This is a genomic window from Burkholderia humptydooensis (assembly GCF_001513745.1).
Lineage (GTDB): Bacteria > Pseudomonadota > Gammaproteobacteria > Burkholderiales > Burkholderiaceae > Burkholderia > Burkholderia humptydooensis.
In genome coordinates this window covers 285,833-305,114 of sequence record NZ_CP013381.1, presented here as the reverse complement: position 1 = coordinate 305,114, position 19,282 = coordinate 285,833, and the positions used below count along the sequence as shown (strand labels likewise).

At 69.8% G+C, this 19,282-nt stretch carries 5 protein-coding genes; all 5 read right to left on the bottom strand.

The window, feature by feature from the left end; all coding sequences use genetic code 11:
* Nucleotides 1–12: 12 nt before the first annotated feature.
* Genes AQ610_RS19490 through AQ610_RS19470 form a run of 5 tightly spaced genes read right to left on the bottom strand, consistent with a single transcriptional unit; the run spans nt 13 to nt 19,152 of the window.
* Nucleotides 13–2,481: a beta-ketoacyl synthase N-terminal-like domain-containing protein gene (locus AQ610_RS19490; protein WP_006029268.1), complete on the bottom strand. Its 2,469-nt coding sequence runs from the start codon at nt 2,479–2,481 to the stop codon at nt 13–15.
* Nucleotides 2,462–5,938 (bottom strand): non-ribosomal peptide synthetase, encoded by a 3,477-nt coding sequence (locus AQ610_RS19485; RefSeq protein WP_009915096.1) that lies wholly within the window; start codon nt 5,936–5,938, stop codon nt 2,462–2,464. The genes AQ610_RS19490 and AQ610_RS19485 overlap by 20 nt, the downstream gene beginning before the upstream one ends.
* Nucleotides 5,939–5,977: 39 nt before the next feature.
* On the bottom strand, nt 5,978–9,967 hold the full coding sequence (locus AQ610_RS19480) for an SDR family oxidoreductase (RefSeq protein WP_006029270.1): 3,990 nt from the start codon (nt 9,965–9,967) through the stop codon (nt 5,978–5,980).
* Entirely contained in the window at nt 9,960–14,552 is a 4,593-nt protein-coding gene (locus AQ610_RS19475) for a type I polyketide synthase (RefSeq protein ID WP_009915097.1), read from the bottom strand. Before AQ610_RS19475 ends, AQ610_RS19480 begins: the two co-directional genes overlap by 8 nt.
* A gap of 7 nt (nt 14,553–14,559) precedes the next feature.
* Nucleotides 14,560–19,152 carry a non-ribosomal peptide synthetase gene (locus AQ610_RS19470; protein WP_043283262.1) on the bottom strand — a complete coding sequence of 1,531 codons (4,593 nt, stop codon included), beginning with the start codon at nt 19,150–19,152 and terminating at the stop codon, nt 14,560–14,562.
* Nucleotides 19,153–19,282 lie beyond the last annotated feature (130 nt).

Genomic DNA, 19,282 nt, shown 5'->3' with positions numbered 1-19,282 from the left:
TGCAATCTCGCTTTAAAGGTTGTCAAATCTCTCGACTTCGGGCGCCGGCGCGCTCGCTTGCGCGGCTGCCGCGGCGCGGCCGCCCAGCCCGATGCGCGCGCCGACGAGGCGCGCCTGGCCGCCCACGCTCGGCTCGCTGTAGCAATCGACGACGTGCACGGGCAGCGCACGCTCCGCGCTCAGTTGCGCGACGAACTGCGCGACCGTCAGCGAATCCGCGCCTTGCTCGAAGACGTTGTCGGTGCTGCGCAGCGTCGGCAGTCCCAACAGGTTGCGCCAGTGCGACAGCAGCACCGCCTCGAGCGCGACGAGGCTCGTCGGCTGCTCGGCGGGCGGCTTGCGCGGCCGCGCCTCGGACGCGGCCGTCTCCGGTGCGGCGGCGGCGCCGGGCCCGCTGTCGCGGCCGTCGCCGCGCCGCTCGCCCGGCGCGTCGATCCAGTGCCGCCGCCGGTCGAACCGGTAGGTCGGAATCCGGATTCTTCTGCGCGCGGGCGCGCGGGCCTTTTCCCGGGCGTCTCCGACGATTTCACCGGCAACCGCGCCGGCAGCTTCACGCGCGGCTTCGCGGCCGAAATCGACCGCCACGCCCGCGCACCACAGCGCCGCCTGCAGATAGTAGTCGATCGCGCCGGGCGTCGCGGCGTCGATCGTCTCGGACGGCGCGCCGGGCGCGGCGACGTGCAGCCGGCCGTCGGCGGCGCCGAGCCGCACCGCCGAGCCCGCGTCGATCGCGATGCCCCACTCGGCGAGCCGCACGGCGATCGCGTCGATCGCGCGCGACGCGCCGTCGGGCGGCGTGACGCCGAGATGCGCGGCGACGGCGTGCGCGTCGGCCGCGGCGACGCTCACGCCGGCGATCGGCTTCGCGCTGAAGCGCGCACGCGCCGCGCGCAGCCGCGCGACCGCGCTTTCGCGATCGTCGGCGCAAACGGCCAGCCGATGCTCGAAGCCGCGGCGGCCGACGCGCGTCGAGTACGCGAAATCGGCGAGCGCCGCGTCGTCGAGCGCTGCGATCGCGTCCGCGTAGGCGCGCGTGAGCGCGGCGAGCGAAGCGGCGCTCTTCGCGGACACGACGATCAGATGCGGGCCGCGCTGCGCGCTTGACGCCCATTCGTCGCACGGCGCCCCGGCTCGCCGCGCGTCGGCCGGCCCGTCCGCGACGACCACGTGCGCGTTGGTGCCGCCGATGCCGAACGAGCTGAGCGCCGCGTAGCGCGGCGCATCGCGCCTCGGCCACGCGACGGGTTCGGTGTTGATCGTGAACCGCGAATCGTCGAACGAGATACGCGGATTGAGCGTACGGAAGTGCGCGGTCGGCGGAATCACGCCGTTTCGCAGCGACATGCACAGCTTGATCAGCCCGGCGAGGCCGGCCGCCGTGTCGAGGTGCCCGATCTGCGTCTTCAGCGCGCCGAGATAGCGCGGCCGCCGCGCGCCCGCGAACACCTGATTGATCGCCCTCGCCTCGATCGGATCGCCGAGCGGCGTGCCCGTGCCGTGCGCCTCGACGAAATCGACATCGTCGGGCGCGACGCCGCTTCGGTGATAGACGGCGTCGATCACGTCGGCCTGCCACTTCGGGCTCGGCGCGGTGAACCCGACCTTGTCGCGCCCGTCGTTGTTGAGCGCCGTGCCCTTGATCACCGCCCATACCGGATCGCGGTTCGCGAGCGCGTCGGCGAGCGGCTTGAGCACGACCGCACACGCGCCGTTGCCGCGCACCGTGCCCGACGCGTCGCTGTCGAACGCGCGGCAAAAGCCGTCGCGCGAGCCGATCATGTTCTCCGAGAACACATAGCCCGACTGCTGCGGCAGCGCGATCGACACGCCGCCGACGACGGCCATTTCGCAATCGCGCCGCAGCAGCGACAGGCACGCGTAGTGCAGCGCGACGAGCGAGCTCGAGCATCCGGTCTGCACGTTGACGGCCGGCCCGTGCACGTTCAGGAAGTACGCGATGCGGGTCGCGAGAAAATCCTTGTCGTTGAGCATCAGCAACTGCAACTGCCCGTGCCGCTCGCCGATCGACGGATCGGGCAGCAGGTGCTTGATCAGGTAATGGCTCAGGCCCGACGTCGTGAACACGCCGACGCGGCACCCCGCGCAATCGGCCGCGCCCGCGTCCTCGAGCGCCTCCCACACCAGTTCCATCAGCACGCGATGCTGCGGATCGAGCAGCGTCGCCTCCGCCGCCGACAGGTTGAAGAAGCCCGCGTCGAACGCTTCGATGCCGTCGAGCACGCCGCGCCGCGCAACGTAGCGCGCGCGCTCGACATCGTTCAGTTGCGCGAGCTCGGCCGTGAGCGCGTGCGGCTCGAACGTCGTGAGCCCGTCGCCGCCCGACATCAGCAGCGACCACAGCGCGTCGGCGTCGCCCGCGCCGGGCACGCGCGCGCTCAGGCCGACGATCGCGATGTCCATCGGGCCGGCTTCCGGCGCGCCGGCCGCATGCGCGCCCGTGTCACTGTGCGATTGCGTCATGTTCGATCAAGGCTCCGAGGAAATCGGCCAGCGCCGCGACGCTCACGTGCTCGAACAGGTCGACGATGTCGATTTCCTTCTCGATGCCGTGGCGCTTCAGGAAGTTCGACAGCTTCTCGTAGACCGTCATGATCTTGAGCGAGCTGCCGCCGACGTCGAAGAAGTTGTCGTCGTCGCCGAACGTCCGGTGGCCGACCTCGCTCGCCCAGATGTCGCGCACCACCTCGCGCAGATCGATATCGGCCGCCGCGGCCGCTGGCGCATCGGCATCGGCCGGGCCGGCGGCGGCGTCGCCCGGCGCGCCGCGCTCGAGCGGATTCGGCAGCGCGATCGCGTCGAGCCGCTCGCTCGCCGTGCCTGTCAGCGCCGCGAGCGAGCGGTCGAGATTGGCGCAGACGCCCGCAATGACGTCGCCGTCGTAGAGCTCCGTGTTGTATTCGACGAGCACGCGATAGTCGCCGTCCTCCTTGCGCAGCGAGAACAACAGGTCGTACTTCGCGACATGCCGGTCGAGCAGCATCCGGCGCGCGCTCAGCGCGCCCATCGTCAGCACCTCCGCCTGCTCCGGCTCGAGGTTGACCATCACGCGCAATGCCGCGCGGCGCAGCGCGTTGTTGACCTGCAACGCGTCGAACACGTCTTCGGTCGTCACGTCGCGGTGCGAATGCGCTTGCGCGAGCGTCGCCGACATCGCCTGCGCGAGCTGATCGACGTCCCAGCCGGCGTCGATCCGCACGCGCAGCGGCAGCGTGTTGACGAAGAAGCCGACGAGATCGTTGTCCTGGAAATGATCGCGATTCGAGAAGAACGTGCCGATCGTCACGTCGTCGCTGCCGGACGCCCGGTGCACGATGCACGCCACGGCGGCCGCGAACAGCGCGAACGGCGTGAGCCCGCGGCGCGCGGCGGCCGCGTCGAGCTGCCGGCTCACGTGCTGCGCCACGCCATGCAAGTGCAGCCGTCCGGCGAAGCGCGCGGCGGGCTTCGCCTGCGGGTCGACCAGATACGGCGTCGCGCCGCGGTAATCGGCCAGCTTGTGCCGCCAGTAATCGAGATGCTCGCCGAGCCGCGCGCTCGCCGAACGCGACGCCGCCGCGTAATCGGCGAACTGCCGGGCCGGCGCGGCGCCGATCGCCGCCGGGTCGCCGCCCGCGGCATAGAGCCGCTGCAATTCGGAGAACACGATGTTCAGCGCCCGATCGTCGACCGCGATGTGATGGAACACGAACACCAGTTGGCCCGCGCGCTCGCCGAACGCGATGTCGGTCACGCGCAGCATCGGATCGCGGCGCAGATCGAACGGGCGCATGACTTCCCGCGCGACCAGCTCGCGCGCCTTCGCCTGCTGCGCGTCGGGCGCCAGCGAACCGAGATCGACCGTCTCGACGCGAAACGGCACGTGCGCGTTGCACTTGATCCGCAGACTGCCGTCCTCCCACACATAGTTGCTGCGCAGGATCGCGTGGCGCTCGAGCAGTTGCGTCACGCACCGCTCGAGCAGCGCGCGCTCGAGCGTGCCCGCATACTCGAACACGAGCGGCGCGTTCGACACCGCCCGGCCGCCGGGGCTGTTTTCGAGCAGCCAGATCCCGCGTTGCGCGGGCGTGGCGAACACCATCGGCTGCTCGGCGCCTGCGCCGCCGGAGGTCGATTGCACCGCCGCCGGCTGTTGGCCGGCAGCCGCAGGCGCCGTCTGCGCGACCTTTTGGGTTCGTTCGCGAATGATCGCCGCGAGCGCGCCGATCGTCCGATGGCGAAACACGTCGGCAATGCTGAGCGTCACCGAGAACTGCTTCTGCAGCATGAACGTGAGCTGCGCGCTCAGCAGCGAGTTGCCGCCGATCCGGAAGAAATCGGCATCGGCCGCCACGTCGGTTCGCGACATCAGCTTGGCGACGATCTCCGCGACGCGCGCCTGAATGTCGTCGGCGGGCGGCGCCGCGCCGAACAGCGCGCCGGCGATCTGCTCGAGCTTCGTGCGATCGGTCTTGCCGTTGCCGTTCAGCGGAATCGCGTCGATACGCTCCACGCGCGACGGCACCATGAACGCCGGGATCAGCGTCTGCAGCCGCTCCAGGATCGCGTGCTCGGCCGGGCACGACGGCTGCGCGACCACGAGCGCGACGAGCTGATCGTTGTTCGCCGCATCGACGATCTTCACCACCGCCGCATCCGCGATGCCGTCGATGCTGCGCAGCGCGACCTCGACCTCGCCGGGCTCGATGCGCACGCCGCGCACCTTCACCTGCCGGTCCGCGCGCCCGAGATAGCGCAGCAGGCCGTCGCCGTCGATGCTGCCGAGGTCGCCCGTGCGGTAGATGCGCTCGCCGGCGAGCGGGCCGTGCCCGATCGTCGGAAATTTCTCGGCCGTCAGCTTCGCGTCGTTCAGATAGCCGAGCGCGACGCCTTCGCCGCTCAGGCAGATTTCGCCGACCTCGCCCGGCGCGACGGGCGTCAGCGCGTCGGACAGGATGTGCGCGCGCTTGCCCGGCAGCGAGCGGCCGATGCTGACCGTGCGGCTCGCGCCGCCGCGCGGCACCGCATGGCCCGTCGAGTACGTCGTGTCCTCGGACGGGCCGTACAGATTGAACACCTGCTCGAGCTGCGGCGCGGCCTCGTAGATGTCGTCGACGAGATCCTGATACAGCGCCTCGCCCGCCAGATTCACGACGCGCGCGGCCGCCGGGAACTTGCGGTGGCGCACCAGCTCGCGCGCCGCCGACGGCACCGTGTTGATCAGGCTCACGTCGCACGGCGCGCCTTCGTCGAGCAACTGCAGCACGTTCTCGACGATCACGACCTTGCTGCCCGTGCAGAGCGTGCAGATCAGCTCGAACACCGACAGGTCGAACGTGATCTGCGTCGACGCGAGCACCGAGCGCCGCTGCTCGGCGCTAAAGGACGCCGCGTACCAGTCGATCAGATTGCCGAGATTGCGCTCGCCGATCAGCACGCCCTTCGGCGTGCCCGTCGAGCCGGACGTGAACACGACGTAGACGGGCGCGTTCTGCGCTCGCTCGCCCGCGGGCCGCCAGTCGGCACGCTCGCCGGCGGACCGCAGGCCGGCCGTCTCCGAACCCTCGGCGGGCAGCACGATCTTGCCGCACGACGCGGGCAACTGCGAGGCGAGCGCCTCGGTCGTGACGACGTGCTCGATGCCGTGCGTCTCGATGATCTCGCGCAGGCGCTCGGGCGGATACTTCTCGGTGAGCGGCACGTATACGGCGCCGCTTCCGAGCGACGCCAGAAGCGCGGCCGGCAGCCGCACGTCGCGCGGCAGGAAGATGCCGACCAGCGTGCCGGGCGTGACGCCCGCCGCGGCGAGACGCGCGCCGATCGACGCGACCCGGTCATGCAACTGCGCGTACGTGAGACGGTGCTCGGCGCTCTCCAGCGCGACCGCTTGCGCACTGCTGCGGCACACTTGCTCGAACCGGGCGAAAACAGAATGGGTCATGGCTGGGCTCCATCAAATTCGACAGTCGTGTTCATGGCGTTATTGGCTGACTTCAAGCTGAGCGGCCTTCTCGAGCAGCTTCGTTTCGATGTGCTCGACCAGCAGTCCCAACGTCCGGATCTCATAGATAATCATCGCGTGCAGGCTGACGTCGTAGCGATCCTTGATCATCGATACGAACTGAACCGCGCTCAACGAATGCGCGCCCAGATCGAGCAGCACGCCGTCCCAGTCGACGTGCGCGACGCCGAGAATGCGCGCCCAGCTCGTCTCGACGAACCGGTGCAGCTCCGACCGATACGCGTAGCCGTCGTCCTCCGGCGCGCGCTCGCCCGCCTCCGCCGCGACGTGGCGCAGCCGCGCGAGCTCGGTGACCTTGCTCACTTCGCCCCAGTGCTCGAGCACCGAATCGAAATCGATCGTCGAGATGACGAGGCGCGGGCCGAAGTTCCAGTGCAGGATCCGGTCGTAGACCGCCGCGATCTCGCGCTCGGTCATGTGGTTGCGCATGTGCTCGCGGCTCAGGTCCGCGAACTGCGGCAGCACGTTCGGGCGCGTGAGCCGCTCGGCGTTGACCGCGCCCCAGTTGGTCGAGCAGATGTCGCCGAGCGACGCCGCGAGCGGAGTTTGCGCGAGCGCGTCGACGAACGCGTTGGCCGCCGCGTTGTCGATCTGCCCGAGGCCGCCGATGATCGAGTTCATGCTCGAGCAGAGAATGACCTTCGTCACCGGGTGCCGCTTCAGGTACGACAGCAGGTTGTACGTGCCGTAGACCTTCGCCTCGAACACCGTCGCGAAGTGGCGCACGTCCTTGTTGTCGATCATGCCGTTCTCGACGCGGCCCGCCGCGTGGATCACGCTATGGATCTCGCCATGCCGCTCGCGCGCTTCGTCGAGCACCGCGTGAACGCGCGCCGCGTCCGCGACGTCGCATTGCTGCACGAGCACCGTCGCGCCCGCCTGCTCCATCTCGCGAATCTTCCCGATCTTCTTCGAGTACGGGTGATCGGCGCCGTGCTCGTCGATCCATGCCGCCCACTCGTCGCGCGCGACGAAGCGCTTCGAATTGACGAGCAGCAGCGTGCACGGCGCGCGGCTCGCGAGATAGCCGGCGACGTTCAGCCCAAGCTCGCCGAGCCCGCCGAAGATCACGTAGACGCCGGACGCGCGGACCTGCGACTCGCATCTGGCCGGCACCGCGAAGCGCTGATACGCCGTCTGCCAGCGGCGCCCGCCGCGCAGCGCGACGATTTCGTTATCGGGCGTGAGCGGCGCGAGAAATTCGAGGCCGAGCTGCATCGCCGAGTCGGTCGCGTCGAACAGCTCGTGCGCCGCGATGTCGACGACCCGGCAATCGATGAGCGGATACTCCTTCTGCAACGTCCGGCTGATGCCGAGCACCGTCGCCTTGTCCGGGTTCACGGCCTCCTGCGGCGTGAGCGCGGCCATCTGCGACGCGGCGACGACGATCGAGCACGCGGCGCCGCCGACCGTCACGCGGTTCAGCGATCGTGCGAAGAAAATCAGGCTGAACAGCCCGAGCGCCTGGCAGTTCGCGAAGTTCGCCGGCGTGCCGTCCCACGCGGCCTCGGCCGCGAGCCACGCATGCACGACGTGGCGCGGCAGACGTCCGCGCGCGACGAGCGCCTCGATCAGGCGCTGGTAATCGTCCTCGGAGGCGGGATCGATGCAATAGGTGTCGTCGCTCAACTGGCCGAATTCGGCGCCCGGCACGACATACAGGCATTGCGCGGCCAGCGCCCAGCCCGCTTTCAGCCGATGGAGCCGGTCGGCGCTGAAGACGAGCACGTTCGCATCGGCCAGTTCGTCCGCACGCCGGGTGCGCGCGGCGAGCGCGGCGGTTTCGCGCCACGTCGGCTTGTAGAACCACTGGCCGATGTCTTCGATCTTGCGGTTGCGCCGCTCGGCCTCGGTCGCGGTCGACAGCCACAGCACCTTTTTCGCGAACGCGTACGCCGGCAGCGACGTCTTGCGCCGCGCCTCGTCCGCGTGGAACGACGCCCAGTCCACCGGCACGCCGGCCGCCCAGCCGGCCGCGAGCAGCTCCGCGACGAAGCGCCCCCGCAGCGACGGCGCGCCCAGCGCGCGGACGGCCGAGCCGATGCGCAGCTCGCACGCGGCGGACAGCGTCAGCGGATAGTCGGACTGCGCGGCTTCGATGGGCGGCTCCGCGAGCAGCCGGCGCAGCGGATCGTCTTGCCGCGGCGCGAGCCGCTCGACGAGGCTCTCCGGCAGCTGCGCGGGCCGCTGCAACGCGGCGGCGAGCCCGAGCCGCCGCAGTTGCGCGACGAGCAGGACCGCGTACGCCGCCACCCGCTCCGCGGCGCTGAAGCGATCGGCGGCCTCGAACAGCGGCTCGCGCGGATCAAAGTCGCCGCCGCAGATCGCCTGCCACGTCGCATTCGCGTCGTCCGCCTGCGCGCTCACCACGATCCGATGCGGCTGTCCGTCGCTCGCCGTCGCCGCCGCGGCCGCGAGTTGCCGCACGGCGTCCGCCGCGTCGCTCGCCGCGATGGCGATCCGATGCGCGAACGGCTTGCGCCCGACGTTCGACGTGAAGCAGAGATCCGCGAACGCCGGCAGATCGCCGCCGTTCAGAAACGTCAGATAGCTCGCGCGCAGCGCCTCCAGCGAGGACGCGGTGCGCGCCGACAGCGTCAGGCAGTAGGCGGACTTCGCCGCCGGCAGCGGCTCCCGCGCGGGCGCCTCCTCGAGGATCGCGTGCGCGTTCGTGCCGCCGATGCCGAAGCTGCTCACGGCCGCGACGCGCGGCGTATCGGACGCCCACGGCCGCGTGCGGTCGTTGACGTAGAACGGGCCGCTCTCCAGGCCGAGCCGCGGGTTCGCCTTCTCGAAGCCGAGCGACGCGGGCAGGGTCTTGTGCCGCAGCGCGAGCGCGGTCTTGATCACGCCGGCGACGCCCGCCGCCACGTCGATATGCCCGATGTTCGTCTTCACCGAACCGATCGCGCACGTCGCGTGCCGCATGGCCGCGCCGCGCCGTCGCTCGCCCGCGTACGCCTGCGTGAGCGCGGCGATCTCGATCGGATCGCCGAGCGACGTGCCCGTGCCGTGCGTCTCGACATACTGGATCTGCTCGGGGCGGATCTCGCACGCGTGCAGCGCATCGCGGATCACCGCACTCTGCCCGGACACGCTCGGCGCCGCGTAGCCGACCTTGTCGGAGCCGTCGTTGTTGACCGCGCTCGCCTTCAGCACCGCGTAGATCTGATCGCCGTCGCGCAGCGCATCCTCCAGGCGCTTGAGCACGACGAGCCCGGCGCCGTTGCTGAACACCGTGCCCGCCGCCTGTTCGTCGAACGCGCGCACCCGGCCGTCCGGCGAGAAGAAGCTGTCCTGGCTGTAGAGGTAGCCGCGCGTGTTCGGCACGTTGATCGAGCACGCGCCCGCGAGCGCGACGTCCGCCTGGTAGCTCAGCAGGCCCTGGCACGCCTCGTGGATCGCGACGAGCGATGTCGAGCACGCGGTCTGGATGTTGACGCTCGGCCCCTTGAGGTCGAGCAGATAGGACAGCCGCGTCGTCAGATAGTCGCTCAGATTGCCGAACAGGATGCTCTGGCCGTCGCGGTCGAGATCGACCTCGTCGGACCGGAACACGATCGTGTGCAGGTAGCTGTTCAGGCTCACGCCCGCGTACACGCCGACGCGCCCGGGATGCGCGCCCGGCACGAAGCCCGCGTCTTCGAACGCATGCCACGCGAGTTGCAGGAACACGCGCTGCTGCGGGTCCATCAGCCGCGCGTCGTGATTGCTGATGCCGAAGAACTCGTTGTCGAAGCATTCGATGTCGCGCATGCGCCCGCCGACGGGCACGTACTGCGGCGACTTCAGATGCGCGGGATCGACGCCGGCGTCGAGCAGTTCCTGTTCGGTGTAGCGCTCCAGCGAACAACGGCCGGCCTCGAGATTGCGCCAGAATTCCCGGACATCGGAGGCGCCCGGAAACGCACCGCTCATCCCGATGATCGCGACGTCAAGATTATTCACTTTTCGACTCCATGCTGTGTTTTCTGCTTTGGTAGTAGTGGCGGCGACGCCGATCCGCATGCGCGCCCGCATCGGGCTGTGCCGGCGGGTGCGGGGCGTCGTCGCGCGCGTCGTGACCCGCGCCGTCCGGTGCGCCGGCATCGCCCGCGTCGTCGGGCGCGTGCGCCGCGTTCGCGTCGGCCAGGCGTTCGATCGTCGGGAACTTGAACATGTCGACCGCCGACAGATCCCAGTCGAGCGTCTGATTGATCCGGTCGACGAGCTTCAGCGCGATCAGCGAATGGCCGCCCAGCTCGAAGAAGTTGTCGCGCACGCCGACCGGCTCGACGCCGATGCACTCGCTCCACAGCTTCGCGAGCGCCGCCTCGGTGCCGGTGCGCGGCGCGACCAGCTCGTCCTTCAGCAGCGGGCGCGGCGCGACGATCTGCGCCGCGGCGGGCGTGTCGTCGCGCTCGGACAGCACCCAGTTGCGATAGCGCTGGATCAGGTCGCCGCTCGCGACGACGATGTGCGCGGGCCAGCCGAGCGCGTAAAGACGTTCGAGCACCGACAACCCCTCCTGCTCGCTGATCGCGTAGTGATCGATGCCCACGTCGTCGTTCGCCTCGTCGCGGGTGTCCTTGAAGAACTCCCACGCGTCCCAGTCGATCACGGTCCAGCGGCACGCCGCGCTGCTCGCCGATTGCGCATACGCGTTCAGCAACGAATGGGACGCCGCGTAGCCGTACAGCCCGATCCCGCCGAGCGTGGCCGAAATCGACGACACGATCATCACGCGCGCAATGCGCAGCGAGCGAGTCAGCGCGTGCAGGTTCGCGCATACGTCGAGCTTCGGCGAGACGAGCGCATCCAGGTAGGCGACGTCGGTATCGTCGAACGTCCGGTAGTGCATGTCGGCGGGCGCGCCCGCCGCATGGACGACGAGATCGAGCGAGCCGAACGCGTCGGCGACCGATCGCGCGGCGCGCTCGAGCTGCCGCGGATCGGTGGCGTCGGCATCGACGAACATGATCCGCCCGCCGGCCGCGACCATGCGCTCGTACAGCGCCTTGCGGCGGCGCAGCGCGCGGTCCGTCGCGGCCGACGGATCGCGCAGCGAGTCGGCGAACGCGCTCGCGCGGCGGCTGACGATCGCGACGTCCGCGCCGACGACCGTCGAGAAGAACGTCGCGTAGATCATCCCGACGTTCCCCGCGCCGCCGACCACCAGCACGGTTCGGGGCGACTTCGGCGTCGCGTCGGGCGCATCGGGCGCGGGGTGCGCGTTCGCCACGCGCGCGCCGCCGCGCTTGAGCCCGCGCTCGATCAACCGGCCGTCCCGAATCCGAAGGAACCGGCCGGGATGGCGCAGGCACGCGTGGGCGAGCGAATCGATCGTGCACCGGCGCGCGGCGGCATCGTCGGCCTCGCCCGCGGCGGACGCGGCATCGACATGAACCGCGCGGCAGACCACCCGCGAGAATTCCTGATGCACGACGGTCGCGAAGCTGTCGATCCATGCGCTCGCGACCGACGGCTCGCCGCCGTCGCCGCGCGCGCCGGAAAACGCGATCAGCGCGACGTCGAGCTTGCCCGGCAGCGCGTTGCGCAGCGCATCGAACGTGCGTTGCATCGCGAGCATCGCATCGAGCGCGCGGCCGGATTCGTCGCGCGTCCCGTCCGCCTGCGTATCCGCGCCGCCGCACCGCGACGGCACGACGATCAACACGCGCGAAATGCGCACGCGCTTCGCCGCGGCCTGCGCCGCGACCGTCGCGAGCGCCCCGTCCAGTGCCTGCGGATGCGCGCCGTCCACGACGAAAAACGATTCGGCATCCTGCGCGACACGCTCGGCGAGCCGCGCGGCATCGCGGCTCGCGTCGCCGATCAGCAGAACCGAATCGGCGATCGGCGCCCGCGCCGCCGCATGCTCCGGCGCGGCTTCGCCGTCCGGCTGCACGGGCGCCCAGTCGTATTCGTAGAACCATTGATCGATGTCGCCCTGCTTCTCGTATTCGGGCGCCTCGTCGGCGACGGCCCGCTTCGCCGGCGCGTCGATCCAGCACGAGATCTCGTCGAGCGGATGCGGCACGAGCGGCACGACGTTGCCGCGCGTGTCGCCGTAGAGCGGCATCCAATCGATCTCGATGCCGTTCGCCCAGCATTGCGCGGCCAGCGTGTCGAACAGCGCCGTCTCGCTGCCGGGCAGCATCGTCGACAGGCAGGCCACCTCGGTGAGAGGCATCCGCGCGAGCGTGTTGGCGATCGACTTGCCGGGCCCCGCCTCGACCCACGCGCCGAACGGCACCAGCGAAGCCAGCGTCGCGAGGCCATCGTTGAAGCGAACCGGACGACGCAGGTGATCGACCCAATAACCGGCCGTCGCGAAGCGCTCCGACAAGTCGGCGCGCCCGTCGAGATTGGAGACGATCGGAAAGCGCGGCGCGCGCAGCGGCACGCCGTCGAACGCCGCCGCGAATTCGCGGCTGCTCGCCTCCATCAGGTGCGAATGAAACGCGTGCGACGTCTGCAATCTCACCGATGCGAGCCCGGCGCCGGCGAGCCGCGCGGCGAGCGCGTCGATCGCCTGCTCGGTGCCGCCGACGACGCACGACGTATCGCTGTTGACCGCGCACAGCGACAGCGCTTCGTCGAGGAACGCCGTGACCCGCGCTTCTTCGACCAGCACCGCGAGCATCGCGCCGCGCGGCGCGCGGCTCATGATGCGTGCGCGGATCGCGACGATCGCGATCGCGTCGGCCAGATCGAACACGCCGGCGAGCGTCGCCGCGACGTATTCGCCGAGGCTGTGGCCGATCGCCGCCGCGACGGGCAATCGCATCGCCAGCAGCGTCGCGCCCAATGCATATTCGAGCGTGAACAGGTAGGGCTGCAGAACCGCCGTGTCGCGAATGCGCGCATCGTCCGCATTCAGCAGCTCGCGCGGGTCCGCGCAGCCTTCGCGCACGAAGCGGTCCGCGCAATCGTCGAACGTCGCGCGGAACTGCCCGCCGCGCGCGTAGAGCGCGCGGCCCATGCCCGCATACTGCGTGCCCTGGCCGGGAAACAGCAGCGCCGCATGCGCGTGACGCCAGTCGCCCGACGGCGCGACGCGGCGCCGCCCGCCCGAGGCGTCGAACACGAACGCCCGCTTCTCCGGCAGATGCCGATGGAACAGTTGCGATGTGTAGCGCGCATCACCGCGCGGCAGCGCTTGCCGCGCGAGCGTATCGTCGTATTGCGCATCAAGCGCGTCGAGCGCGTGCGGCGTTTGCGCGGACATCAACAGCGGCCCCGTGTCGACGCACCGCGACAAATCCCGCTGCGGCGCCTGCTCGAGAATCACGTGCGCGTTGCTGCCGCCGACGCCGAGCGCGCTGACCGCCGCGCGGCGCGGCTGGCCTTCGGCGTTCGGCCAGGGCTCGGGCGTGCTCGGAATATAGAACGGCGAGCCGTCGAGCGGCAGATTCGGGTTCGCGCGCTCGAACCCGGCGAGCGGCGGCTTGACCGCGTGCTTCACGCACAACGCCGCCTTGAGCACGCCCGCGAGCCCTGCCGCGACGTCCGTGTGCCCGATGTTCGCCTTCGTCGAGCCGAGCGCGCAGCGCGCGCCCCCGCCCGCGCCGGCATCGCCGCCGTATGCGTCCTTCAGCGCCTGAATCTCGATCGGATCGCCGAGCGCCGTGCCCGTGCCGTGCGTCTCGACGTAGCCGATCGTCTCCGGCCCGATCCCGCTGCGCTCGTACGCACGCCGAATCGCCTCGCTCTGCCCGGCGACGCTCGGCGCCGTGTAGCCCGATTTGCGCTGGCCGTCGTTGTTGATCGCCGAGCCGCGAATGACGCCGATGATGTCGTCCCCGTCGCGCTGCGCGGCGGACAGCGCCTTCAACGCGAGCACCACCGCGCCGTTCGTGAACACGGTGCCGGACGCGCGCGCGTCGAACGGCCGGCAAACGCCGTCCTTCGCGAGCACGCCGTCGCGCTGGTACAGATAGCCTTCCGTTTGCGGCGTGCGGATGGCGGCCGCGCCGACGAGCGCCATCCGGCACTGCCCGGTGAGAATCGCGATCCGCGCGTTGTGCAGCGCGATCAGCGCGGACGAGCATCCCGACTGGATCGACATCGCCGGGCCGTGCAGATCGAGCTTGTACGCGATGCGGGTGGACGCGCAATCGCCGCTGTTGCCGAACACCACGTCCGACAGCGCGACCCGACCCGGCGGCTGAGTGCTCAGGTTGTTCAGCAGATAATGCGGGAAACCGACCGACGTGTAGACGCCGACGTCTCGGCTCGGCGCGCCGACCTGCTCGAGCAGTTGATGCGCGAGCGTGAGCAGCACGCGCTGCTGCGGGTCGATCGCCTGCGCTTCCCGGAACGTGTAACCGAAGAAGCGGTAATCGAACCGGTCGACATCGGCGAGCACGCCCGCGCGCTTCACGTAATCGGGCAGGCCCGACAACGCGGGATCGACGCCCGCCGCGAGCAGCTGCGCGTCGGACAACGAATCGATGCAATCCCGGCCGGCCAGAACGTTCTGCCAGAACGCATCGACGGTATCGGCGCCGGGCAGCCGCAGTCTGGATCCAATCAGTGCTACCTGTTCCATGTTTTCCTCAAGATTGCGTGGTCAGGGCGAACCGCTCGACCGCGTAGCCCGGCGAGCGCACGCAGGCCAGCAGGCTGCGGACGAATTCGGACGCGATGTCGCCGACAAGTGCCTCGTCGAACACGTCCTTGCTGTATTCGAAGAAGACTTGCGTGTGCGTGCGGAAATCGTTGACTTCGAGCGACAGCTCGAACTTCGAGCCGGTCGGGCGCAGCGCAATCTCCCGCACCGGCAGCCCCGCCATCGAGAACGCGTACATCGAGCGATCGATGAAGTTGAAAAAGGCCTGAAAAACCGGGGTTCGGCCGAGCGACGCATACTCGACGAGACGGCCCGCGACTTCCTCGAACGGCACGTCGGCATAGCCGTAGATCGAGAACAGCGCAGCCGTCACCCGGTCGACGAAGTCGCCCAGGCGGTCTGCCGGCTCGATGTCGACCGGCAGCACGATCGTGTTCGTATAGAGGCCGATCCTGCCGAGCGTCTCGGGCGTGCGGTTCATCGTCGCCAGCCCGATGTTGACGGTTCGATCGCCGCTCAGGCGATGCAGCGTCAGCACGAACGCGCTCAGGAAGAGCGTCGCGAGCGGCACGCCCGCGGCGCGCGAATAGTCGTCGAGCTCGGCGCGCAAGCCGGCGGAAATCTCGAGCGGAAGGCTGTCGCCCGCGAGCGTGCGCACTTCGGGGAACGGCGCGCGATACGGCAGGTTCAGCACGCGATCGACGATGCCGAATCGCTCGATGAGTTCGTCGACGCGCGCGGCGGCGTTCGTCGGACGATCGCCGTTGCTGTTGTCGTTGCCGTCGCCCGACGAAGCGCCGTCGCCGCCGGGCTCCATGCCGCCGACCAGCGCCTCGTACGCGCCCGCCAGTTCCCTCAGGAAATTGCCGCAGCCGATCCCGTCCACGATGATGTGGTGAAACAGGTAGAACACCGCCGCGCCACCCTCCTCCAGCGGAAAATGATGCGCGCGCATCAGCGGCCCTTCGTGCAGCTCGAACGGCTCGCGCAGCATCCGGTTCAACGTCTGCGCAAGCGTCGCGAGATCGGTCGGCGCGTGGCGCGCAATCAGCGCGCCGGCGGGCGTCGGAACCATGCGCTTGACCAGTCCGTCGGCGGTCGGCTCGAACGCCGCGCGCAGCGCGCCGTGCGTGTCGAGCACGTGGCGCAGCGCGCGCTCGAGCGCGTCGGCGTTCACGCCCTCCGGGAAATGCAGCCCCACCGGGATGTTGTACGTCTGCCTCACCGCCGAAACGCTGTCGAGGAAGTACAGCGCCTTTTCGCTCGCCGACGGCTGCAGCGTCCGCGGCGATACGTGCGGCGCAGAGCCGGATGCGGCGTTCGACTCCGACGGGGGCGTGGCACTCGCCGCTGTCGCGGGCCGGCGCGCGGTATCGCTCATGCGTGAGGCCGCGTGCGCCGCTTCGGGCGGCGACGAACGCTCGTCGCCGCCGGGCGTGACTTCGCCGCCGCTACCGCCGTCGGCCGGCATGTCCGACGCTCGCAGGCTGCCGATCAATCCGATGATGCTCGAATTCGCCATGAACGTTTCCAGGCCGACGTCGACCTTCAGTTGCTGCTGGATCCGCGCGATGATCCGCACAGCGGATAGCGAATGGCCGCCGAGCGACATCAGCGTCGCGCGAGGGTCGACCGTATCGAGATGCAGCACGTCCGCGTAGATCGCCTGCAACGTCGGCACGAGCGGATCGACCGAATCGCGCGGCTCGAGCGGCGGCGCCTGCGGCGCGCGCGTGGGCGCGCTCGCGCGCTCGGCGAGCGCGCCGCGATCGATCTTGCCGTTCGCGTTGAGCGGCCACGCATCGATCCGCTCGATCCGCGCGGGCGTCATGTAGGCGGGCAGCGCATCGGCGAGCGCCGCCCGCAGCGCATCGGCATCGAGCGCGCGGCCCGCATGCGGCTCGCACCATGCGATCAGCGTCGGCTCGGCGGCCGTCGCGCGCTGCACGAGCACGACGGCTTTCCGAACCCCGCCGAGCGCTTCGATCTGCCGTTCGATTTCGCCGAGCTCGACCCGAAAGCCGCGGATCTTGACCTGTCCGTCCTCGCGCCCGAGAAAGCGCAGTCGGTCGTGCGCATCGCGAAACGCGAAGTCGCCGGTCCGATAGACGCGGCCGGCGCCGGCCACGTGCACGAAGCGCTCCGCGCTCAATGCGGCGCGATGGCGATAGCCGCGCGCGACGCCGTGTCCGCCGATGCAGATCTCGCCCTTGCTGAAGCGCGGCACCTGCTGGCCGTGCGCGTCCAGCAGATGAAGCGTCGTATTGCGAAGCGGCTCGCCCAGCCCCTCGACGCCACCCGCGTCGGGCCCCGCGATCGTCGACCAGATCGTCGCTTCGGTCGGGCCATAGACCTGCCAGACCGCCGCGCACGTCTCGCGCAGGAAGCCGTAGGTCGACGCGTCGATCGGCTCGCCGCCGCACAGAATGTTCAGGCGCTTGTCGCCGCGCCAGCCGCCCGCGCGCAGCACGTTGAAGAACGACGGCGTGCCCTGCAGCCACGTGACGCGCTCGTCGGCGATCACGCGTTCGAGCGCCTTCGCATCGATGCGCATGTGCTCCGGGCACGCGATGACCGCCGCGCCGACCGTCGGCGGCAGCAGCAGCTCGAGCAGCGAGATGTCGAAGCCGATCGTCGTCGTCGCGAGCAGGCGATCGTCGCGGCCCATCGGCAGCGCGCGCGCCATCGCGAGCAGGAAGCTCGCGACGTTGCGATGCGTCACCTCGACGCCTTTCGGCGCGCCGGTGGAGCCCGACGTGTAGATCAGATATGCGACGCTGTCCGGATCGACAGCGACGTCGGCAAGCGCTTCGGCGTCCGATGCATCGAAGATGTCGTCGGCCAGCACGAGGTCGCGCGGCGTCGGGTCGGCCGGTTCGGCCCGATGCAGGCACGCCGCAAGCTGCGCGTCGTCCGCGATGTGCGCGCGGCGCGCACCCGGCAGATCCGTCGGCAGCGGCACGTACACCGCGCCGCGCTTCCAGATGCCGACGAGCGCCGCCAGCAGCGCCCCGCCGCGGTCCATCCGTACGCCGACGCGCTCGCCCGGCTTCACGTTCGCCGCCGCGAGCCGGCGCGCGACGCGGTTCGACGCATCGAGCAACTGCCGGGCGGACACCGCGTTGCCCGGCTCGCCGGCGACGATTCGCTCGGGCTGCTCGCGCCATCCGCGCTCGATCGCCGCGAGGGCCGGCGTGCGGGGCGCCGCGTCGGCGAGCGTCGCGTAGCGCTCGGCGAACGCGCGGTGATCCGACAGCGTCAGATCGCCGAGGCGCAGATCCGGCCGCTCGACGATCCGCTCGACGATGACGTTGAAGTCGCTCGCCATCCGGCGCGCGATCGCTTCGTTCAGCAAGCCGTGCCGGTATTCGAGGATCAGGCTCAGCGTCTCGTCGCCGTCGTAAAGCAGCGCCAGATCCTGCTTCGCCGCACCGGTGAAAAAGTGCCGCTGCTCGACGCGCACGCCGCCGAGCTTCAGCGAATCGAGCGCGAAACGCGCGGGCACGAGCGCCACGTTGAGGCACGGCGAAGCCGCGTCGGCCAGGGTTCGCCGCGCGAGCCGCATCAGATCGACCTGCGGAAAATCCGCGATCGCCTTCGTTTGGCGCCGCTGCTCGCGCACCCTGTCGAAGAGCGCGCCGGCCGTCAGGTCCGGCGAGACGTCGACGAACGCCGGCACGAAATTGATGAACGAGCCGAAAATCCGCGCAAACCCGGAGGGCCGCGTATCGACCGGATAGGCGATCGCGAGCGTGTCCTGCTGCAGATAGCGGTGCAGCAGCACGCCGAACGCGCTCATCAGGATGACGAACGGCGTCGTTCGTGTCAGGCGGTTGACGGCCTTGATCTTCGCCGGCAGCGTATCGGGCAGCGTCCATCGATATTGCCCCGCGCCGCCGCCCGCCGGACGCTCGCCGTCGAAGGCGAGCTTGCCGAACTCGACGCTGCACACCCGATCGGCCAGATGCGCGCGCCACGCCGCTTCGGCCTGCGCATGAACGCCGTCCGCCCAGCGCCGCCGCTCAACCTCCAGCACGTCGCCAAACCCCTCGCCCGTGCGCGCGGCCGACGCGGCCGCGTAAGCGGCGGGATCGGCGTAGGCGGACGAGATGTCGTCCAGCAGGATCAGCGCCGATGCGCCGTCCACGCAGATGTGGTGGATGTTCAGCGCCAGCAGATAGCCGCGCGGCCGAGTCCTCACCAGCACGAACCGGTAGACGGGCTCGGTTAGCAAATCGAACGGTTCGAGCAGGCAGGCGCCGATTGCGGCGTCGATCCGCGGCGCGCGCGCCGCGGGGTCGACGTCCGACAGATCGATGAATTCGAGTGGCCCGTGCGGATGCGATACGCCGTATTGAAGCGGCACGCCCGCGCGCTCGCTAAAGCGCATGCGAATGGCCGGATGCGCATCGGCCACCGCGGCAAATGCATCTTTTAACCGCTCGACATCGATATCTCCGTCGAGCTCGAAAAGCAGCGGATTGTTATAGGCGGGGTCGTCAGGCGCGTATTTCCATTGCAACCACATTGCCATCTGGCTGTTCGTGAGCGGCAATGTGTCATTGACAGCTTGGAGCATGCGGCATTCCTGAAGTTTGCGTGACGAAATCGAATTCCGGCTATTGAATTCGTTGAATTATTTCGCGAAAAGCATAACTTGGCCCCTTCGCATCAGTAACTGCAAGAACTAATAGGTAAAGCAACGTATC

Excerpts from the sequence above, each read along its gene's own strand:
- AQ610_RS19490 (WP_006029268.1), bottom strand. The coding sequence starts at position 2,481 with ATGACGCAATCGCACAGTGACACGGGCGCGCATGCGGCCGGCGCGCCG.
- AQ610_RS19485 (WP_009915096.1), bottom strand. The coding sequence starts at position 5,938 with ATGACCCATTCTGTTTTCGCCCGGTTCGAGCAAGTGTGCCGCAGCAGT.
- AQ610_RS19475 (WP_009915097.1), bottom strand. The coding sequence starts at position 14,552 with ATGGAACAGGTAGCACTGATTGGATCCAGACTGCGGCTGCCCGGCGCC.
- AQ610_RS19470 (WP_043283262.1), bottom strand. The coding sequence starts at position 19,152 with ATGCTCCAAGCTGTCAATGACACATTGCCGCTCACGAACAGCCAGATG.